The sequence below is a fragment of the Geothrix mesophila genome (assembly GCF_022808835.1).
GTDB classification, from domain to species: domain Bacteria; phylum Acidobacteriota; class Holophagae; order Holophagales; family Holophagaceae; genus Geothrix; species Geothrix paludis.
Genome location: NZ_JAKZLD010000002.1, coordinates 259,845 through 277,530, shown reverse-complemented (window position 1 = coordinate 277,530; position 17,686 = coordinate 259,845). Strand labels below are relative to the sequence as shown.

The following is a 17,686-nucleotide window of genomic DNA, read 5'->3' as shown; positions in this document are numbered from 1 at the left end:
CACCGGCGAGGCCAGCGGAGAATCGAGCATCATGCCTGAAGGAGGGCTCATGTCCCTGAATGGTTCCGTCGCGCTCGTCACCGGCGCCAGCCGTGGCATCGGGGCCGCCGTGGCCAAGGCCCTGGCCGCCGAGGGCGCCGCGGTGGCCGTGAACTACTTCGGCTCGGAGGCCGCCGCGAAGGCCGTGGTGGACGACATCCAGGCCGCGGGCGGCCAGGCCATGGCCGTGAAGGCGGATGCCCGCGACCGGGCCCAGGTGGAGGCCATGGCCGCGGCAGTGAAGGCGGAGCTGGGGCCCATCGGGATCCTGGTGCTGAACGCCGCCATCGGCTTCCCCATGAAGGGGATCCTCGAGTACCCCTGGGAGGCCTTCGAGGCCAAGGTGCTGGGCGAGATGGGGGCGGCCTTCCACGGCTGCCGGGCCGTGGTGCCCCAGATGCTGGCGCAGAAGAAGGGCGCCATCATCGCCATCACCAGCGGCCTCGCCCGCAACCCCGGCTGGGGATTCTCCGCACATAGCGCGGCCAAGGCCGGCCTGGAGGGCTTCGTGCGGGCGCTGGCCTTCGAGCTGGGCCCCATGGGCATCCGCGTGAACGCCGTGGCGCCTGGCCTCACGCTCACGGACGCCACGGCGGACCTGCCGGAGAAGCACAAGCAGGCGGCGGCGGAGCACACCCCCCTGCGGCGCAACGGCCAGGCGGAGGATGTGGCCGAGGCCGTGGTCGGCCTCCTGCGGGCCGGCTTCGTCACCGGCGCCACCCTCCCCGTGAACGGCGGCGGGCACACCTTCTAGGAGCTTTCATGGCGGCGGTTCGCACAGGTCTCGTCCTCGGCATCCTGGTGGTGCTCTGGACCTTCGTCATGGGCTTCACAGGCTGGTACCGCCATCCCAGCCTCTTCTTCCTCCTCTGGCTGGCCATCCCCCTGCAGATCGGCCTCCTGATCCTGGCCCTCCGCGGCACCGCCTCGAGCCAGGGCTACCTGCGCCAGGTGCAGGATGGCGTGGGGGCCACCCTCATCGCCTCCGCCGTCATCTTCGTGGGCAGCCTGCTCTTCACCCTGGTGGTGTTCCCCAGCTACTTCGCCGAGATGGAGGCCCTGGGCCGCCTGAAGATGGTCCAGCAGGGCTTCACCCCCGATCAGATCGAGGCCGTGATGAAGGCCAAGGGTCCCATGCAGACCTCCCTGGGCCGGGCCTTCTCCTGGGCCCTGGGCACCTGGATCACGGGCCTGGTCACCTCCCTGGCGGCCGCGGTGAAGTACCACCGGCGCAGGCCGCTGGCGGCCACGGCGCCTGCGGGTGTCGACCATCCGCATGAGGGTGAGACAGGCGCGTAGGGCCTGTCGGTGTTCCTTCTTCAGCGCTCCTGCCTCAGGGCTGGGGCGAGGGAGAGTGGGTAGGCCCCGCCCGCGATGACGTCGTCCACGCAGCGCAGGACCAGACCCGAGCGCAGGGGCGCGGCAGCCAGCTCGTCGCGGGTGAGCCAGCGGCAGCCCAGGATGTCCGGATCCTCCGGGGCCGCCTCCGCGTCTTCGGGCACGCTGCCCCGGAAGCAGATGCGGCAGTAGTCCTTCCCGTTCCGCGCCAGGAGCTGGTAGATGCCCACGAATGCCTCCGGCGTGAAGGCCAGGCCCGTCTCCTCGCGCACCTCACGGCGCACGGCGTCGAGAAGGCCCTCGCCGGGCTCCACGTGGCCCGCGGGCTGGTTGAAGACGGGCTCAGGCGAGCCGCCGTCGGTCTCCTCTACGACGAGGTAGCGGCCTTCCCGCTCGATGACGGCGGCGACCGTGAGCTCCCACATCACGCGCCCAGGAAGAGGTAGAAGCCGTTGATGAAGTAGACGATCCCCACCACGCCCACCAGCAGGCCCAGGTAGTAGACAGGCTTCTGCTTGAGCAGGGCGGCGATGGAGGAGAGCAGGATGCCGATCTGCAGGAAGATCACCGCCAAGCCGAAGGCCGCGCCATGCCGCTGGGCCTCGGTCTTGACGTCCTCGAAGCGGCGGGCCTCCTTCTGGATCTCGGCCTTCTCCCCGTCGTACTTGGCCACCTTCTTCTCCACGTCCGCGAGGCTCTTCTGCAGGGTGGGCAGGGCCGTCTTCGGCGCCAGCTCCAGCTCCCGGCGCAGGCGCATGGCCTCCACCTCGTAGAGGTTCCCCTTGATGCCCTTGGCCTGGTAGTAGGCCCACTGGTCCGAGGCCTGGCTCTGGCTCAGCACGGCCCGCGTGGAGTGGCCGCCGCCCTTGAAGGTCGCCAAGGTGGCGCAGACCGCGAGGATCACGGTCGTCAGGGCCAGCAGATTCAGCCAGGGTTCTTTCTTGTCGTCGCTCATGGGTCTCCGCCGCAATTGGCTCTGTCCATTCTACGGAAAAAGGCCCCGTTGCTTGAACCGGCGGCACTTGGGCCTATCGTGAAGGATTGGAGTCCTCCGGGATGTGCGCCGAATGTCGCAGTCCTCCTCCGATCCGACCAGGATCCGCCGCCCTTCACCGGGGGCGGGCTCGGCGCGTCCGTCCCCACGTTCCCAAGCAAAGCCTAGGAGGCTCCCATGCTGCACCGCACCGCGCTTTGCATCGGGATCAACCAGTACCAGAACTTCCCCGCGGCCAACCTGAACGGGTGCGTGAACGACGCCCACGACATGGCTTCGCTGCTGAAGGATCTGCTGGGCTTCGAGGATTCCGATATCACCCAGTTGACGGACCAAGCCGCCACCAAGGCCAACATCATGCGCGAGCTGCGACGCATGGTGGAAGGCGCCTTGGCCGGCCGCTACAACCACCTGGTCTTCACGTTCTCGGGGCATGGCACCCAGGTGCCGGACCTGAACCTCGATGAGTTCGACCGGGCCGACGAGGCCTTCTGCCCCCATGACCTGGCCCAGAGCGGCCCCCAGTGGGACCGCGACCACCTCATCGTGGACGACGAGCTCCACGATCTGTTCGTGCAGCTTCCGCAGAGCGTGATCCTGGAAATCCTCCTCGACACCTGCCACAGCGGCGCGGGCCTCCGGGCGGCGGACCTGCTCATGGACCGCAAGCCCCGCTACCTGCCGCCGCCCTCGATCGAGGCCTTCCGCGATATCGAGTACCGCCGGGCCCGCCCCGGGCACCTCAAGCTGCTGGAGAAGGGCCTGTCGCACCACATCCTCTGGACCGCCTGCAAGGAGAGCCAGACCGCCGCGGACGCCTTCATGCAGGGCGACTGGCACGGCGCCTTCAGCTGGCACTTCTGCCGCGAGGCGAGGGCCAGTGGCAACCACCTCACCCGGGCCAAGGTGCTGGCGAAGATCCGCTCCGACCTCAGCGCCGCCCACTTCACGCAGACGCCCCAGCTGGACTGCGAGGCCGTCACCCGCCATGCCGTGATGAAGGCGGTGGAGGTTCCCCCGAACCTGGCGCCGCTGCCGACCGAGATGCCGACCTGACGGGGTTTTGGCCCGAAATGAACAGGGCGCCGCAAGGCGCCCTGTTTCTTGAAACGCGAAGCGTCTCAGCCTAGTAGCGGTAGTGGTCGGCCTTGTAGGGCCCTTCCACCGGCACGCCGATGTACTTGGCCTGGTCGGGGCGCAGGGCCGTGAGCTTCGCATTCAGGGTCACCAGCTGGAGCCGCGCCACTTGCTCGTCCAGGTGCTTGGGCAGGGTGTAGACGCCGACCTGGTACTCGCCCTTCTTCGTCCACAGCTCGATCTGGGCCAGGGTCTGATTGGCGAAGGAGGAGCTCATCACGTAGCTGGGGTGGCCGGTGCCGCAGCCCAGGTTCACCAGGCGGCCCTTGGCCAGCAGGATGATGCGCTTGTTGTCCGGGAAGATCACATGGTCCACCTGGGGCTTGATCTCCTCCCAGGCGTACTTCTCGAGGCTGGCGACATCGATCTCGCTGTCGAAGTGGCCGATGTTGCACACGATGGCGTTGTGCTTCATCCGCTTCATGTGGTCGTGGGTGATCACGTGGAAGTTGCCGGTGCAGGTGACGAAGATGTCAGCCTGCTCGCAGGCCTCGTCCATGGTCACCACGCGGTAGCCCTCCATGGCGGCCTGCAGGGCACAGATGGGGTCGATCTCGGTCACCCACACCTGGGCGCTGAGTGCACGGAGCGCTTGGGCGCTGCCCTTGCCCACATCACCATAGCCGCAGACCACGGCGATCTTGCCGGCGACCATCACGTCGGTGGCGCGCTTGATGGCGTCCACCAGGGATTCGCGGCAGCCGTAGAGGTTGTCGAACTTGCTCTTGGTGACGCTGTCGTTGACGTTGATGGCGGGGAACTTCAGCTCGCCCTTCTTGGCCATCTCGTAGAGGCGGTGAACGCCCGTGGTGGTCTCCTCCGTCACGCCCTGGATCTTGGCCAGCTGGGTGGAGTACCAGTTCGGCTGCGTGGCCAGGCGCTTCTTGATGGCGGCGAAGAGCACGGTGGCCTCCTCGCTGTCGGGATGATCGAGCACGTGGATGTCCTGCTCGGCGCGAGCGCCCAGGTGCAGCAGCAGGGTGGCGTCGCCGCCGTCATCGAGGATCATGTTCGCGCCGCTTTCGAAATCGAAGATGCGGTGCGTGTACTCCCAGTAGTCCGGCAGGGTCTCGCCCTTGACGGCGAAGACCGGCGTGCCGCCCGCGGCGATGGCGGCGGCGGCGTGGTCCTGGGTGCTGAAGATGTTGCAGCTCGCCCAGCGCACCTCGGCGCCGAGCGCCTTCAGTGTCTCGATGAGCACGGCGGTCTGGATGGTCATGTGCAGCGAGCCCGCGATGCGCGCGCCCTTGAGGGGCTGCTGCGCGGCGTACTGGCGGCGGATGGCCATGAGGGCGGGCATCTCGCCCTCGGCGATGGCGATCTCCTTGCGGCCCCAGGCGGCAAGGGCGAGATCGGCGACGATGAAGTCGGTGGTGGCGACGGTCATGGGACCTCCACGAAGGGCCGGATCGACAGGAGGGTGCGTCCACCCCATCGCCCCGGTTCAGGGTTGAGGTGAGCGCCGTTCCTGGAAGGATGGGTCCGAGCCTGAGATCCCGCACAGCCGATCTGCCGGGTCCTGCAGCGCTCCTCGGACCTCTCCAGGATAGCGGTGACGACAGGGGGATGGTGGATTGGTTTGGTTTTCATTCATATTGTGTCGCCTTGCAAAAATTTTTCGAAATTTTAATACAAAAAATAAAATATGAAATAATTTGAATTATTTATTTTTAATAATTTTTTGTCATTTTTATCTAACAAAATTTCTTCGTAGAAGAAATTTTTTCACCTGTAAACACACGACTTGCAAACTGGCACAACCCTCGATGAGACATGGCTGCCTGAAAGGAGGCAACCATGTCCAACCCCTTCACCTCTCTGGCCCTGGCGCTCGCCCTGGCCCTTCCCCTCTCGGCCGCGGCCGGCCGTTCTCCCCGGGCGCCCCAGCGGCCGGTGAACCTCAACACGGCTTCGGTCACCGAGCTCATGCAGCTGCCCCGCATCGGCCAGAAGACCGCCGAGCGCATCGTGAGCTTCCGCAAGCAGCATGGCGGCTTCCAGCGCCCCGAAGAACTCATGAACGTCAAGGGCATCGGCGAGAAGTCCTACGCCAAGCTGAAGCCCTACCTGGCCCTCACGGCCTCGCCGCGTTCCGCGGCTGCGGCGAAGTAGGGGGGTGGCCATGCTCCAGAGCTGCCGCCTCTCCCAGCGAGGGGCCTCCCTGCTCGACCTCACCGTCTCCATGGCCGTGGCCGCCGTCATGACCATGATCTGCCTGGCCCAGTGGGATCCCGGCAGTGCCGAGCTCTCGGTGGCCCACCAGGAGATCCGCGGCAGCCTGGAGCAGGCCTTCAGCCTGGCGCGGGCCCGGGGCAGCAACGTCACCGTGGCCCTGGGCCAGGCCACCGGCGCCGGGGAACACCTTCCGGTGCAGCTCAGTCGTCGGATCAAGTGGGGCAAGCCCGCCCAGATCCCCCTGCCGCCGGGCATGGACGCGCCCGCGGTGGCGACCCGCACGGGCGAGGCCCACCCCATCCTCACGGTCACCCCCCGCCACACGGCCCTGGCCAGCACCTGGTTCCTGAACGACGGCCAGGAAGCGTTGTGCATGCGGCTCTCCGGCCAGGGCCGGCTCCAGGTGCTCCGATGGCGGCGCGACCGCCAGAAGTGGGTGAGGGTCTGATGCGCATCCTCGACCTCTCTCCCGAGCAGCGCCCCCGGGAGCGTCTCCTGGCGGGCCACGGCGAAGCCCTCTCGGACGCGGACCTCCTGGCCCTCATCTGGGGCACGGGTCTCCGGGGCCATAGCGCCGTGGAGCTGGCCCAGGCGGTGCTCGGCCGCACCGGCGGCCTGGCGGGTCTCCTGGCCCTGGGGCTGAACGACTGGCTGGGCCAGCCGGGCCTCGGCCCCGCCAAGGCGGGCCAGCTCTGGGCTGCCCTGGAGCTCTCCCGGCGCGCCCAGCGCGGCTCCGATCGCCCCCGCATCACCAGCCCCCGCGCCGCCGGCAGCTACCTGCTGCCCCGCTGCCAGGGCTGGACCGAGGAGCGCTTCGGCCTCCTCGCCCTCAACGCCAAGGGCGACCTCCTGGCGGAGCGCATCCTTAGCCAGGGTACGGCCACGGCCACGCTCATCAGCCCCCGCGAGTTCTTCCGGGAGGCGCTGAGATACGGCGCCAGCACCGCCCTGGCCTTCCACAACCACCCCAGCGGCGACCCCGCCCCCAGCCGCGAGGACATCCAGCTCACCCGGCGTCTCCAGGCCGCGGGCGAGTCCCTGGGCGTGCCCCTGGCCGATCACCTCATCCTCGGCCGCGAGCGCTACCACAGCTTCCGCGCGGCCGAAGGCTGGGACCAGCGAGGGTAGGGCTCAGGGCTTGAACGGCTCCTTCAGCGGCTCGCCGCAAGCGAGGTCGGCCAGGGTCTCGATGAGCACGTGGGCGCCGCGGTGCAGGTCCTCGATGGGCACCTGCTCGTCCACGTCGTGCCCCGGGTAGGGCCGGCCGGGAAACCACATGCCGAAGGCGATGGCGTGGGGCATGCGCTTGGCGTAGGTGCCGCCCCCGGAGATGGCCGGTCGGTCGTTCCTCCCGGTGGCGCGCCCATAGTCGGCCATGAGGCGCTTCACCAGCCGGGACTGCGGGTCGAAGGCCAGCGGCGTGTCCCCGAAGAAGCCTCCGAAGGTGAAGGTCGCCTGCCGGGCGGCCGCGAACTCGGCGACCACCCGCCGGAGGTGCGCCTCCAGCGCGGGCCCGTAGCGCTTCGGCGTCGCGCGGATGTTGAGGGTGAGCTTCAGACCGCCGTCGGCCTCGGGCTTGAGGGTGGCCACGTTCACGGCGCACCTGCCCCAAAGCGGGTCGGGTTCCGTGAGCCCCAGCCCGGTCCCGTACAGGTCCCCGCCCGCCTGCCGGGCGAAGGCCAGGAGGTCGTCCGCCCCGCCCGGCGGCAGCTCGCCGTCCAGCAGCCGCGCCAGGGCCACGAGCGCATTGCGGCCCCCTTCCAGGTTGACGCCACCGTGGGCGGCCTTGCCCTGGACGGTGATGGTCAGGGAGGCACCGGCCCCCTCCGGCGTGAGGCTGAAGGCCGCCCGGCATCCGGGGTCCAGCGGCCGGCGCTCCAGGCGCTTCCGGAGGGCGACCAGAGGATCCTTCCCGGCCGCGGAGGTCAGAAGGATCACCGCCCGATCAGGCACGATGCTCGTGGCCAGGCCCGCCTCCAGGGCCGGCACGGTCCAGGGGCGGTCCGCCGTGGGAGCGGTCGGCCGCTGCGTCGCGAGGGTGAGCGCGTTCCAGGCCTTCTCCCCCACGACCACGGGGAAGGCGGAGTCGAGCACGAGGCTGAAGTCCGGTGGCCGGTTCGCCTTCAGGTAGTCCGTGATGTCGGTATTGGTGCTCTCCTCGTCGCTTCCCACCAGGAGCCGGATGGTGCTGGTCCGGGCGGGACCAGCCTCCCTCAGGGCCTTCATGGCCAGGAGGGCCTGGATCATCGGACCCTTGTCGTCCGCGGCCCCGCGGCCGAGGACCCGCCCATCCTTCACGGTCCCCGAGAAGGGCGGGATGCTCCAGTGATCGTCCACGGGCTGCACATCGCCATGGACGAGGAGACCGAGCACCGGCGCCCCGGCCGGCCCGCCCGTGGCCGGCAGGTCCACCTCCATCACCTTCCCCGCGTCCCGCACCTCGAAGCCGAGGTCCTTGGCGAGCTTCTGGATCCAGGCCTTCTGGTCCGCCCAGGCCTTCGCGTTCCCGGCGACCGTGGGGAAGCGGATCACCTCGGACAGCAGGGGCACCATGTGGGACGCCAGGCGGCGGTCGTAGCGGTCGTGGATCGACCGTGTCGGTTGAGCCGGCTGGGCCGCCCACAGGAGAGAAGAGATCATCAAGGAAAGCAGCATCCGCACCACAACCTCCGCACCACTGATCCCCGACTATACGTGTGCAGACAGAAATTCCGGCCAGGATTGACGGAATGACAGGTTCCACCTCGCCGAGCCGAGACGAAGGCCGGCGATTCAGTGACTTCGAATCCCACTCCCACCGCACTTACATGAAGGCGCCCCGCGACGCGGGGCGCTGATGTGGCGGAGGGAGCGGGATTCCCTCCGGGGCCACCGCTGCGCGGCGTCCCCTCCGGCCGCACGAATCGCTGGCACGCCGCTTGACGGCCCCAACGGCCTCCCAGGCTGTTGGGACCTGCGGCTACCTGCCAGCGATTCAGTGACTTCGAATCCCACTCCCACCGCACTTACATGAAGGCGCCCCGCGACGCGGGGCGCTGATGTGGCGGAGGGAGCGGGATTCGAACCCGCGGTGAGCTCACACCCACGACGGTTTTCAAGACCGTTGCCTTAAACCGCTCGGCCATCCCTCCGTGCCTCCATCTTGAAGGCTGGGCGCGGCCCTGGGCAAGAAGCCTTGTGCCGAACCGCCCCCAACGGTAATCTGGAAGGCCTTGGAGAGATGCCGGAGTGGCCGATCGGGCTCGCCTGCTAAGCGAGTGTATTGGGTAAACCAGTACCGGGGGTTCGAATCCCCCTCTCTCCGCCACTGAAGCCGCCGAAAGGCGGCTTCTTTGTGGCGGAGAGAGGGGGATTCGAAATCACTGAATCGCCGTCCCTCGTCTTGGCTCGGGGAGACAGCCCAGTGGGTTGTCGGACCCGAGGCAGAGAGACGTGCGATTCGTGCGGCCGGAGGGGGCGCCGCGCAGCGGCGACCCCGGAAGGAATCCCCCTGACCGGCCTGCCCGGATGATCATCGAAGCCGTGGCGGAGAGAGGGGGATTCGAAGTCACTGAATCGCCGACTCTTGGCCCCGGGCCAGAAGGCCGAAGAAAACCGCCCCCATCCCCGGAGATGGGCCTAGCATGGGGCGCATCCGCCGGTCGGCCCTCCGAGGTCGGCGTCGGCAGGTGGACGGATCTTGCTCAAGGCGCCTTCCTGGTTCCCCTGCCGGCCTCCTCCGACTGGGGCGAGAAAGGAGGAAGCGATGCTGGACACGCTTCGGTACCGGGGCCTCAACGGGGCCCGCGCCATCCGGCGCTGGGCCGTTCCCTACGTCGGATCGCGGCTGCGGCCGGACGAGTTCCGGCCCCTGCTCTGCTACCTCTTCACCGACTGGAAGTGCAACGTGGATTGCCACTACTGCTTCCAGTACGACAACCACCGGCCGGGCATGTCCCTCGAGACGGCACGCTCCGCCATCGACTGGCTGAAGACGGTGGGTTGCCGGGTCCTCGCCATCATGGGCGGCGAGCCCCTGGTGCGGAAGGACTTCATCCTGGACGTGATCCGCTACGGCAGCGAGAACGGGTTCTTCGTCTACCTGCCCACCAATGGCTACCTCATGGACCCGGCCTTCATCGATGCGGCGGGCCGGGCCGGCGTCACCGCCATCAACCTGGCCGTGGACTGCGTGGCGCCGCGGAAGGGCCTGCCGAAAGCGCTCCTGGCCATCGAGCCGCAGTTCCGCTACCTCGTGGCCCAGCAGAAGAAGCACGGCTACATCCTCTTCTTCAACATCAACATCTGCGGCCCGAACCTGCGGGACGTGCGGATGCTCACGGAGATCGCGCACCAGAACGGCATCGGCACCGACTACCACCTGCTGGAGGACCCGCAGGCCACGGTGGACACGGAGCACTACGCCCACGCGGACAACAGCCTCCACATCCGGCCCGAGCAGTACGAGGAGGTGGACGCGCTCCTGGACTGGCTCATCGAGAAGCAGGATGAAGGCTGGTGCATGGTCAACGCGCCCGAGCACCTCCGGGCCATGAAGGACCGCCTGCGGGGCCGGATCGAGCCCTGGGATTGCCGCGCCGGGCACAACGGCGCGCTGATCAAGCCGGACGGTTCCATCGCGCCCTGCTTCGACCTCATCACCCACCCCTACGACTGGGGGCGCATCTGGAAGCCCGACTTCAACCCCGAGGCGCTGCGGGCCGCGAAGGAGGCCTGCCTGCCCCACTGCTCCTCCACCTGCTTCTACAACCTGGGCACCTACTACAACCTGCGCTCCCTGCCCACGTGGCTTGTCAAGCACGCGCGGATGGGCTGACCCCCGGAGGGGGCGCTGCGACAGCTTTCCGGGCGCCTCAGGCCTTCTTGTGGGCGTGGACCTTCGCGAACATGGCGTCGGTCATGGGGGAGACCTTCTTCTTGCCGTGGCACGTGGCGCACTGGGCCTTGTCCGGCATGATCAGGCCGGCCTTCTTCGCGGCGGCGGGATCCTTCATGACCCGGATGCCCTTGTACTCGCTGCCCGGGCCGTGGCAGCCTTCGCAATCCAGCACGGGCTTCGTCTTGGCGTGCGCCGAGGCGCTCCAGGACTCGAACTGGACCTTGTGGCACATCTTGCAGGCCGCGGCACCAATGCGGGTCGGAGCCGCGCTCGAGATCGCGCATGCGATGAGAGCCACCACCACAGGACGGATCAGCACCATGGCTTCCTCCTTGGAAGAGATCTCCACGCTACGCGCCTGCGGCGGACACTTCATCCAACCCACAGGTCCAGTTTCGAAACCCCGCTCAGGGCGTGCGGAAGCGGTGATGCCGCAACGGCGGGATGCCGTCGTGCAGGCACAGACCGCGGGCCGACATCGGCGGGGAGAACCAGCGCTCGGTGGCGGGGCGGGTCCGGGGGTCCTGGACCTGGTTCATGGACCAGCGGGAGGCGCGCTCCTCCCCGTCGAGGCGGAAGCGGGCCCGCACGGACCACAGGTACTCCGTGGCCGGAGCCAGGGCGGCTTCGAGGCCGTGCTCCACGAAGGCCCTCTCCACCGGCGGCGGCTCCCCTTCGGAGAGGGGCGTGGCCCCCACCGGATCCCGGCGGGCTTCCAGCAGCAATCCGGTCCGCTCGTAGACCAGCGGACCCGGACCGCCTCCCACGGAGGTCCAGATCCGGAGGTCATATCGGACGTCGGTGATGCGCCCGAGCAGGCCGCCGACATCGTGTTCGAGGTCCTCGCGGCGGGGGAAGGCCTCCCACTGCAGGACAGGGCGGAGGCTTTCGACCTGGGGCGAGGTCCCGCCGAAGGGGAGGAACGTCATGGAAACCGGTCTGGGCCGGCGGGGCAGCAGCCCGCAGGTCGCGGGGCCCAGCTCCTTCGCGATGAAGAAGTCCTGGATCAGGAAGGCGGAATCGGCGATGGCCTCGGCCGCCGAGTCCAGCGTGGCGCCCACGGCCTCCTGCAGCCGCTTCCCGTCCTCCGCGCCCCATTCCTGGAGGGGACGCCGGGGCCCGCCGACGGAGAACCGCCGGGCCAGCAGGACGGTCCCCTTCGAATCCAGCACCCGGTAGAGGACCGTCAGCTCGAAGTCGGCCACGGGATGGGAGCCCGCTCCGCCGTACAGGCCCCAGGAGAGGGCCGAGACCTCCACCCGCAGGTCCGGCGCGGCGCCGGGGGCGGCCAGGGCCTTCCCCGTCCCGGGCAGACGCTGGACCACCCCCTTCGCCAGCTCGGCCGACAGGTCGGTCTGATTGCGCGCCAGGACCGCTTTCGCCGTCGTCGCATCCTTCGTGGGCATGCCGTGGGCGTAGCCCACCGCCGCCCCGCCCGCACCGCCGATCACGGTCGCCGCGGGCACGAGGATGGGGGCGAGGATGACGAAGAATGGGCCGGTCTGCAGGGAGGCCAGGAAGCCGGCCGTGGCTCCGGTGGCGGCCCCCGAGGCGGCCCCCTTCCCCGCCGTGCGCCCTTTGCCGATCTCGCCCCCAAGCTGGGCCTGGGTACCGGACTCCGGCGGCATCGGCACCACCGCCACGGCGACGACTCCCCGCCGGACCGGCTCGGGCACGGCGGGCGTGTAGGCCAGGGGATGCGGGGTGGCGCAGCTCCAGGCTAGTAAGAAAAGGAGACCCGCGGTGAGGCGGACTCTCCAGGCGGGTCTCCCGCTGCGGACGGTGGGCATGGCCCCCTCCGGAATGTCTGTCCGGATTATCCGACGATCTTCTTCATCCAGCCATGGGGGTCCGGCGCGAGGCCGTGCTGGAGGTTGAGGAGGGACTCGCGCAGCTTGGCGGCCACCGGGCCGGTCTCGCCGTTGTTCACGAGCCACTCGCCCCTGCGGGACTTCACGCGGCCCACGGGCGTGATGACGGCGGCGGTGCCGCAGGCGAAGGTCTCGGTCATGCGGCCTTCGGCGACGGCGGCCTTCCACTCCGCCACGCTGATCTTCCGCTCTTCCGACCGGTAGCCCAGCTCGCGGGCCAGCTGCAGCAGGCTGTCGCGGGTGATGCCGGGCAGCAGGGTGCCCGTGAGCTCCGGCGTCACCACCACGGTCTCGCCCTTCTCCTGGTAGACGAAGAAGATGTTCATGCCGCCCATCTCCTCGATGTACTCGCGGTGGATGGCGTCGAGCCACACCACCTGGTCGCAGCCCTCGCCCTTGGCCTGGCTCTGGGCCACGAGGCTGGCGGCGTAGTTGCCCGCGCACTTGGCGAAGCCCGTTCCGCCGGGCGCGGCGCGGACGTAGTCATCGGAGATCCACACGGTCACGGGCTTCACGCCGCCGGAGAAGTAGGCGCCGCTGGGGCTGGCCATGAGGATGAAGAGATACTCGTTGCTGGCGTGGACGCCCAGGGCGGGCTCGGTGCCGATCATGAGCGGACGCATGTAGAGGCTCTCGCCCACGGCGCCGGGCACCCAGGCTTGGTCCTGGGTGATGAGGGCCCTGGCGGCCTCGAGGAAGCGCTCCTCGGGCAGCTCGGGCATGGCCAGACGGGTGGCGGAGGTGGCGAAGCGGCGGGCGTTGGCTTCGGGGCGGAAGGAGGCGATGCTGCCGTCCTTCTGCTTGTAGGCCTTGAAGCCCTCGAAGATGGCCTGGCCGTAGTGCAGCACGGAGGAGGCGGGCGACATCTCGATGGGCCCGTAGGCCTTCAGCTCGCCCTTGCCCCAGCCCTGCCCTTCCTTGTAGGGGATCACCACCATGTGGTCGGTGAACACCTGGCCGAACCGGGGGTTGGTCATGAGCTTGGCGCGCTGCTCGGGGCTGGCGGCGTGGTCCGAGGGGTGGATCTCGAGGGTGGGAGTGGACATCACGGGATTCACAGGCGCTCCTTGGGGATGAAGTCAGGCCCGGCGGACCAGGTGGCCGAGGCGCGCGATGGCGTCCCGGGTGGTGGCTGGGTCGTGCGTGGAGAAGTTCAGGCGGAGGCAGTTGGTGCCGCGGCCGTCGGCGAAGAAGAGCGGGCCCGGCGCGAAGCCGATGCCGTGCTGCAGCGCGTCCCGGTGCAGGTCCAGGGCGGAGTAGCCCTCGGGCAGGACCACCCACAGGTGCATGCCGCCCTTGGGCTCGGAAACCTGGGTGCCCGGGGGGAAGTGTTCCGCCAGGGCTTCCACCATGGCGTCGCGGCGCTCCTTGAGGGCACGGCGCAGGCGGGCCAGGTGGCGGCGGAAGCCCCCGGTGTCCAGGAAGCGGGCCACCACCGCCTGCAGGAGCGGCGGCTGGCCGATGGTCTGCACCTCCTGGATGAGGGCCATGCGCCGGAGCAGATCGTCCTTGGCGATGAGGTAGCCCAGGCGCAGGCCCGCCGCCAGGGACTTGGAGAAGCTCCCCAGGTGGATGACGTTGTCGGCCCCTTCCAGGCGGCGGTAGGGCGGCAGGGAGTGGCCCGAGAAGCGCAGGTCGCCGTAAGCGGAATCCGTCACCACGATCACGCCGTGGGCCCGGGCCACGGCCAGCACCCGCTCACGGCGCACCTTGGACTGGGTCATGCCCGTGGGGTTGTGGAAGCTGGGCACCGTGAAGAGCAGCTTGGCCTCGCTGCGCTGGAGGGCCGAGGCCAGGCGGTCGGGATCCAGGCCCTGGCGATCCACGGGCACCGGCACGGCCTCCCGGCCCAGGGCGCGGATGAGGGCCAGGATGCCCACGTAGCAGGGGCTCTCCACCAGCACGCGGTCGCCGGGCACCGTGAAGGATTCCAGCGCCAGGGCCAGGCCGGACTGCGCCCCCGGAAGCGACCGGATGCCCCAGCCCTCGTCGATGGGCTCGCCTTCGGAGGCCAGCCAGCGGGAGACCGCCTCCAGGTAGGGGGGATGGCCCGCCGGCGCGGCGTAGACCCAGACTTCGGGGCCCATCTCCTTGAGAACCTGGGCCGTGATCCGGCGCAGGTGCTCGCCCGGCAGCAGGTCCGAGGGGATGAAGCCGGCGGAGAAGCTCACCAGGTGGCGATCCTGGACCCGCTCCAGGGTCTCGCCCAGCCAGGAGCCCAGCTCGCCGTCGTGGACCAGCATGGGCGAGCCCTCGAAGGGGAACTCGCTGGTGGCCCGCAGGCCCGGGGCCTCCGGCAGGCGGGGCGCCACGAAGCTGCCCCGGCCCTGGACCGTCTGGATCCAGCCCGTGCGCTTGAGGCCCGCCAGCGCCTTGAGCACCGTGAGGCGGTGGACGCCCCACCGCTGGGCCAGCTCCGGGACCGCGGGCAGGCGCGAGCCCGGCCGCCACTCGCCTTCCTGGATGAGCCCCCTCAGCCGCCGCTGGAGCTGGAGATACAAGGGGCTGGAGGCGCCCGGGTCGAGGGAGGGATCGAGAACCATCCCCATCAGGATCGGTCAATTTGCGGGTGAAAACGATGGATTTCGCAGCCCAGAACAGACCATACGCCGGGCGGGTGGGGGGTCGGGCCTTCTCCCAGACCACCGTAGACCGGTCGCCAGGACTCCAACCCAGGGCTTAACGCCAGGGCTCAACCATGGCCTTTTCGGGACGTCCATAATGGTGAACCGGAGGTTTCATGCGCCGCCTTGCCTTGCCCGCCGCCCTGCTCTCGCTCCTCGCCCTGGGTGCCTGCACGGGTTACAGCGTGAACTACGACTACGATGTGACCGCCTCGTTCGCCCGCTACAAGACCTTCGACTACTACACCTCCAAGAAGGGCACCGGCGGCACGACCAGCCTCATGGACAAGCGGGTCCGCGCCGCCGTCGAGAAGGAGCTCCAGGCCAAGGGCTTCGCCATGGAGACCAAGGCGGATCCGGACTTCCTCGTGACCTACTACCCCATCGTCCATGAGCGCAGGTACCGCACCACCACCCACATGGGCTGGGGATGGGGCTGGGGCTATCGGCCCTTCTACGGGAGCGTGGGCACCAGCATGAGCCAGGTCCACACCTACCAGGAAGGCACCATCGTCATCGAGATCGTGGACTTCAAGACCAACCAGATGATCTGGCAGGGCGCGGCCGCCGGCGCGCTCACGGGTCTGAACAACCCCGAGGATGCCGACGAGGTCGTGCCCAGGGCCGTGCGCGACATCCTGGCCAAGTTCCCGCCCCGCTAGGCTCCCAGGGCGAGGCCAGATCGACACCATCTTCCGGGCCCGGGCCGGTTGGCTCCACCATGGAAGCTGGTACCTGACCTGGAGCTCCCATGAAGCCGCCCCGCCCGCTTCGCCTTGTCTTCTTCTGCCTGCTCGCCGCGCTGTCCAGGCCTCTGGTCGCCGACGCTCCCCCGGCCGCGCCGGTGGTGCCAGTGCCGGCGCCGGCCATCCAGGCGGCCGGCGGCTACCTGGTGGTGCACCTTCCGGACGAGGGCGTGACGGTGGTCGGACAGCCCCTCGACGCGGGCGCGGTGGACGCGGGCTGGGCCACCTGGACCCAACGGGGCGGCCTGCTCTGGCGGGGTGAGATGGAGGACGGCCAGGGCCGCCGGTACAACGTGCGCATCCTGCCCGGCTACGTGGCGCCCTGGCGCGTCGCGGGGGACGGCTGGCGGGACGCGGGCCGGAACCTCTCGGAATACGGCCAGGGGGACACATGGACCACCATGGGCCACCACATGCGGGACACCTTCAAGTGGGGCTGGAAGACCTCCTTCTGGGAGTTCGGCCTGAAGGGCACCGGCGAAGCCTGGTCGGGCAACTTCGAGAAGGCCCGCCAGCGCACCGCGCGGAAGACCTTCGGCTGGCCCCTGTCCTACCCCTGGGCCTTCGTGGCCTCGGCCTTCGAGTCCGCCCTCCGGGTTCCCCTCGGCGTGGCCGGCGCCGCCATCGGCACGGCGGGCGCCGGGGCGGTCATCCCGGTGGTGGAGACGGCGTGGCCGGCCCTGAAGGCCACCGGGAACGCCGCCGGCAACGGCGTGATCCTGCCGGTGGCGGGATGGTCCTGGCAGACCGTGGCCGCCCCCCCGGCGGCGCTGTTCGCCTCGGCGCCCTCCCCCGCGCGGGCCGATGGCCTGTGGATGAAGGTCGAGGATCCCGCGCCGGTGCGGGCCACCACGGACACCGTGCCGGACGCCGTGCTGGCGGACCTCGCCGGGTACGCGACCCAGACGGCCGCCCTGGAAGCTGATCAGGCGACCTCACTCGCCGGGCTCCGGCGCCGCGAGGAGCAGGAGGTCGCCGCCGTCCGGTCCCGGTATGCCGCCGAGCGCAAGGCCGTGGAGGAGGCCCGCGCTCAACGCCTGCAGGCCTGGGCGGCCCAGCCCGGGAACCGCGAGGCCCTCCTGCGCCTGGCCCGGGTCGGCGGCGACGCGGCCACGCTCCGCGCCGCGCGCGCCGAGCTGGTCCAGCGGCTGGCGGCCTCCGGCCTGGGGGAACCGGAGGCGCGCGCCGCCATCGATGACCTCGTGATGCACCCGCCGGCCCCCGCGGCCCGGCCCGCCGCTCCCCCCTACGACAAGACGGATCCCCTGCGCGGTGCCCTGGGCACCACCCGGCGGGTCAGCCAGGACGCTGGGAAGCACGGCCTCTGACCCGGCCTGGAAGGGGAGGCGTAGACTGGAAGGCCTCTAGGAGGAGTTCTCATGGCCAAGGTCACCCTCAAAGGCAATCCATTCAACACCGCCGGCGATCTGCCGAAGGTGGGTTCGGCGGCTCCGGCCTTCACCCTGGTGCGCACGGACCTCTCCGAAGTCTCGAACAAGGATCTGGCCGGCCAGCGCGTGGTGCTGAACGTCTTCCCCAGCCTGGACACGCCCACCTGCGCGGCCAGCGTGCGCAAGTTCAACGCCCGGGCCAACGAGAAGCCCAACACGACCATCCTCTGCGTGAGCGCGGACCTGCCCTTCGCCCAGAAGCGCTTCTGCGGCGCCGAGGGCCTGGACAACGTGGTGCCCGCCTCCGTCTTCCGCGCCCCCGACTTCGGCAAGGCCTACGGCGTGACCCTGACGGACGGACCCATGAAGGGCCTGCTCGCCCGCGCGGTGGTGGTGGTGGACGGCTCCGGCAAGGTGATCCACACCGAGCTGGTGCCCGAGATCGCGCAGGAGCCCGACTACAACGCCGCGCTGGCGGTGCTGTAGGTCGTC

Annotated in this window: 18 protein-coding genes, 2 tRNA genes and 1 riboswitch; of the genes, 11 read left to right on the top strand and 9 right to left on the bottom strand. The window is 69.5% G+C overall.

The genetic code is table 11. The annotated features are described in order from the left end of the window. Positions 1-49 precede the first annotated feature (49 nt). Together MLG87_RS08660 and MLG87_RS08655 are read left to right on the top strand one after the other, a co-directional pair. The gene (locus MLG87_RS08660; protein ID WP_243294791.1) at positions 50-793 is read left to right on the top strand and encodes an SDR family oxidoreductase; all 744 of its coding nucleotides are present in this window, start codon (positions 50-52) and stop codon (positions 791-793) included. An 8-nt stretch (positions 794-801) separates the two neighbouring features. Continuing rightward, positions 802-1,338, top strand: a complete 537-nt coding sequence (locus tag MLG87_RS08655; protein WP_243294790.1) for a DUF4199 domain-containing protein — start codon at positions 802-804, stop codon at positions 1,336-1,338. Between the two features lie 20 nt (positions 1,339-1,358). Here the strand turns inward: MLG87_RS08655 and MLG87_RS08650 are convergent, their stop codons facing one another. Next, positions 1,359-1,802 (bottom strand): NUDIX hydrolase, encoded by a 444-nt coding sequence (locus tag MLG87_RS08650; protein ID WP_243294789.1) that lies wholly within the window; start codon positions 1,800-1,802, stop codon positions 1,359-1,361. Then, the gene (locus MLG87_RS08645) at positions 1,802-2,332 is read right to left on the bottom strand and encodes a DUF4337 domain-containing protein (RefSeq protein ID WP_243294788.1); all 531 of its coding nucleotides are present in this window, start codon (positions 2,330-2,332) and stop codon (positions 1,802-1,804) included. The genes MLG87_RS08650 and MLG87_RS08645 overlap by 1 nt, the downstream gene beginning before the upstream one ends. A gap of 216 nt (positions 2,333-2,548) precedes the next feature. Here MLG87_RS08645 and MLG87_RS08640 point away from each other — a divergent pair, with 216 nt between their 5' ends. Then, on the top strand, positions 2,549-3,427 hold the full coding sequence (locus MLG87_RS08640; protein WP_243286996.1) for a caspase family protein: 879 nt from the start codon (positions 2,549-2,551) through the stop codon (positions 3,425-3,427). A 70-nt stretch (positions 3,428-3,497) separates the two neighbouring features. Here MLG87_RS08640 and ahcY read toward each other — a convergent pair whose 3' ends face one another. Continuing rightward, the gene (ahcY, locus tag MLG87_RS08635) at positions 3,498-4,895 is read right to left on the bottom strand and encodes an adenosylhomocysteinase (RefSeq protein ID WP_243294787.1); all 1,398 of its coding nucleotides are present in this window, start codon (positions 4,893-4,895) and stop codon (positions 3,498-3,500) included. Positions 4,896-4,958: 63 nt separating this feature from the next. Then, positions 4,959-5,047: riboswitch (S-adenosyl-L-homocysteine riboswitch) on the bottom strand. 258 nt (positions 5,048-5,305) lie between these two features. On the opposite strand from ahcY, the gene MLG87_RS08630 reads away from it, so the two are divergent. Genes MLG87_RS08630 through radC form a run of 3 tightly spaced genes read left to right on the top strand, consistent with a single transcriptional unit; the run spans position 5,306 to position 6,811 of the window. After that, positions 5,306-5,620, top strand: coding sequence for a ComEA family DNA-binding protein (locus tag MLG87_RS08630; protein ID WP_243294786.1), 315 nt, complete (start codon positions 5,306-5,308; stop codon positions 5,618-5,620). Positions 5,621-5,630: 10 nt separating this feature from the next. Beyond that, positions 5,631-6,131: a pilus assembly FimT family protein gene (locus MLG87_RS08625; protein ID WP_243294785.1), complete on the top strand. Its 501-nt coding sequence runs from the start codon at positions 5,631-5,633 to the stop codon at positions 6,129-6,131. After that, positions 6,131-6,811: a RadC family protein gene (gene radC, locus MLG87_RS08620; RefSeq protein WP_243294784.1), complete on the top strand. Its 681-nt coding sequence runs from the start codon at positions 6,131-6,133 to the stop codon at positions 6,809-6,811. The genes MLG87_RS08625 and radC overlap by 1 nt, the downstream gene beginning before the upstream one ends. Positions 6,812-6,814: 3 nt before the next feature. Here the strand turns inward: radC and MLG87_RS08615 are convergent, their stop codons facing one another. Together MLG87_RS08615 and MLG87_RS08610 are read right to left on the bottom strand one after the other, a co-directional pair. Continuing rightward, entirely contained in the window at positions 6,815-8,323 is a 1,509-nt protein-coding gene (locus MLG87_RS08615; protein WP_243294783.1) for a Sapep family Mn(2+)-dependent dipeptidase, read from the bottom strand. 401 nt (positions 8,324-8,724) lie between these two features. Beyond that, positions 8,725-8,814: transfer RNA gene (locus MLG87_RS08610), tRNA-Ser, on the bottom strand. Between the two features lie 83 nt (positions 8,815-8,897). Here MLG87_RS08610 and MLG87_RS08605 point away from each other — a divergent pair. Further along, positions 8,898-8,990, top strand: a tRNA-Ser gene (locus MLG87_RS08605). A 438-nt stretch (positions 8,991-9,428) separates the two neighbouring features. Then, positions 9,429-10,499 (top strand): radical SAM protein, encoded by a 1,071-nt coding sequence (locus MLG87_RS08600; RefSeq protein WP_243294782.1) that lies wholly within the window; start codon positions 9,429-9,431, stop codon positions 10,497-10,499. Between the two features lie 37 nt (positions 10,500-10,536). Here the strand turns inward: MLG87_RS08600 and MLG87_RS08595 are convergent, their stop codons facing one another. The 4 genes from MLG87_RS08595 to MLG87_RS08580 form a co-directional block, all read right to left on the bottom strand. Then, positions 10,537-10,884 (bottom strand): multiheme c-type cytochrome, encoded by a 348-nt coding sequence (locus MLG87_RS08595; RefSeq protein WP_243294781.1) that lies wholly within the window; start codon positions 10,882-10,884, stop codon positions 10,537-10,539. Positions 10,885-10,969: 85 nt separating this feature from the next. Continuing rightward, a complete protein-coding gene (locus MLG87_RS08590; RefSeq protein ID WP_243294780.1) occupies positions 10,970-12,352 on the bottom strand; it encodes a hypothetical protein in 1,383 nt (460 codons plus the stop codon). A gap of 26 nt (positions 12,353-12,378) precedes the next feature. Next, a complete protein-coding gene (locus MLG87_RS08585; protein WP_243294779.1) occupies positions 12,379-13,479 on the bottom strand; it encodes a branched-chain amino acid aminotransferase in 1,101 nt (366 codons plus the stop codon). 33 nt (positions 13,480-13,512) lie between these two features. After that, positions 13,513-14,976, bottom strand: coding sequence for an aminotransferase-like domain-containing protein (locus tag MLG87_RS08580; protein ID WP_243287006.1), 1,464 nt, complete (start codon positions 14,974-14,976; stop codon positions 13,513-13,515). 197 nt (positions 14,977-15,173) lie between these two features. On the opposite strand from MLG87_RS08580, the gene MLG87_RS08575 reads away from it, so the two are divergent. From MLG87_RS08575 to tpx, 3 genes are all read left to right on the top strand, one after another. Beyond that, complete coding sequence (locus MLG87_RS08575; RefSeq protein ID WP_243294778.1) at positions 15,174-15,719, top strand: DUF4136 domain-containing protein; 546 nt, start codon at positions 15,174-15,176, stop codon at positions 15,717-15,719. Positions 15,720-15,808: 89 nt separating this feature from the next. Continuing rightward, positions 15,809-17,131 (top strand): hypothetical protein, encoded by a 1,323-nt coding sequence (locus MLG87_RS08570; RefSeq protein WP_243294777.1) that lies wholly within the window; start codon positions 15,809-15,811, stop codon positions 17,129-17,131. 51 nt (positions 17,132-17,182) lie between these two features. Continuing rightward, positions 17,183-17,680 (top strand): thiol peroxidase, encoded by a 498-nt coding sequence (gene tpx / locus MLG87_RS08565; protein WP_243287009.1) that lies wholly within the window; start codon positions 17,183-17,185, stop codon positions 17,678-17,680. Positions 17,681-17,686: the final 6 nt, after the last annotated feature.

Bases quoted from the DNA above. Each gene is read 5' to 3' on its own strand.
- MLG87_RS08580 (WP_243287006.1), bottom strand. From the start codon at position 14,976: ATGGTTCTCGATCCCTCCCTCGACCCGGGCGCCTCCAGCCCCTTGTAT.
- ahcY (WP_243294787.1), bottom strand. From the start codon at position 4,895: ATGACCGTCGCCACCACCGACTTCATCGTCGCCGATCTCGCCCTTGCC.
- MLG87_RS08650 (WP_243294789.1), bottom strand. From the start codon at position 1,802: ATGTGGGAGCTCACGGTCGCCGCCGTCATCGAGCGGGAAGGCCGCTAC.
- MLG87_RS08575 (WP_243294778.1), top strand. From the start codon at position 15,174: ATGCGCCGCCTTGCCTTGCCCGCCGCCCTGCTCTCGCTCCTCGCCCTG.
- MLG87_RS08660 (WP_243294791.1), top strand. From the start codon at position 50: ATGTCCCTGAATGGTTCCGTCGCGCTCGTCACCGGCGCCAGCCGTGGC.
- MLG87_RS08590 (WP_243294780.1), bottom strand. From the start codon at position 12,352: ATGCCCACCGTCCGCAGCGGGAGACCCGCCTGGAGAGTCCGCCTCACC.
- MLG87_RS08630 (WP_243294786.1), top strand. From the start codon at position 5,306: ATGTCCAACCCCTTCACCTCTCTGGCCCTGGCGCTCGCCCTGGCCCTT.
- MLG87_RS08645 (WP_243294788.1), bottom strand. From the start codon at position 2,332: ATGAGCGACGACAAGAAAGAACCCTGGCTGAATCTGCTGGCCCTGACG.
- MLG87_RS08615 (WP_243294783.1), bottom strand. From the start codon at position 8,323: ATGATCTCTTCTCTCCTGTGGGCGGCCCAGCCGGCTCAACCGACACGG.
- MLG87_RS08570 (WP_243294777.1), top strand. From the start codon at position 15,809: ATGAAGCCGCCCCGCCCGCTTCGCCTTGTCTTCTTCTGCCTGCTCGCC.
- radC (WP_243294784.1), top strand. From the start codon at position 6,131: ATGCGCATCCTCGACCTCTCTCCCGAGCAGCGCCCCCGGGAGCGTCTC.
- MLG87_RS08585 (WP_243294779.1), bottom strand. From the start codon at position 13,479: ATGTCCACTCCCACCCTCGAGATCCACCCCTCGGACCACGCCGCCAGC.
- MLG87_RS08600 (WP_243294782.1), top strand. From the start codon at position 9,429: ATGCTGGACACGCTTCGGTACCGGGGCCTCAACGGGGCCCGCGCCATC.
- MLG87_RS08655 (WP_243294790.1), top strand. From the start codon at position 802: ATGGCGGCGGTTCGCACAGGTCTCGTCCTCGGCATCCTGGTGGTGCTC.
- MLG87_RS08625 (WP_243294785.1), top strand. From the start codon at position 5,631: ATGCTCCAGAGCTGCCGCCTCTCCCAGCGAGGGGCCTCCCTGCTCGAC.
- tpx (WP_243287009.1), top strand. From the start codon at position 17,183: ATGGCCAAGGTCACCCTCAAAGGCAATCCATTCAACACCGCCGGCGAT.
- MLG87_RS08640 (WP_243286996.1), top strand. From the start codon at position 2,549: ATGCTGCACCGCACCGCGCTTTGCATCGGGATCAACCAGTACCAGAAC.
- MLG87_RS08595 (WP_243294781.1), bottom strand. From the start codon at position 10,884: ATGGTGCTGATCCGTCCTGTGGTGGTGGCTCTCATCGCATGCGCGATC.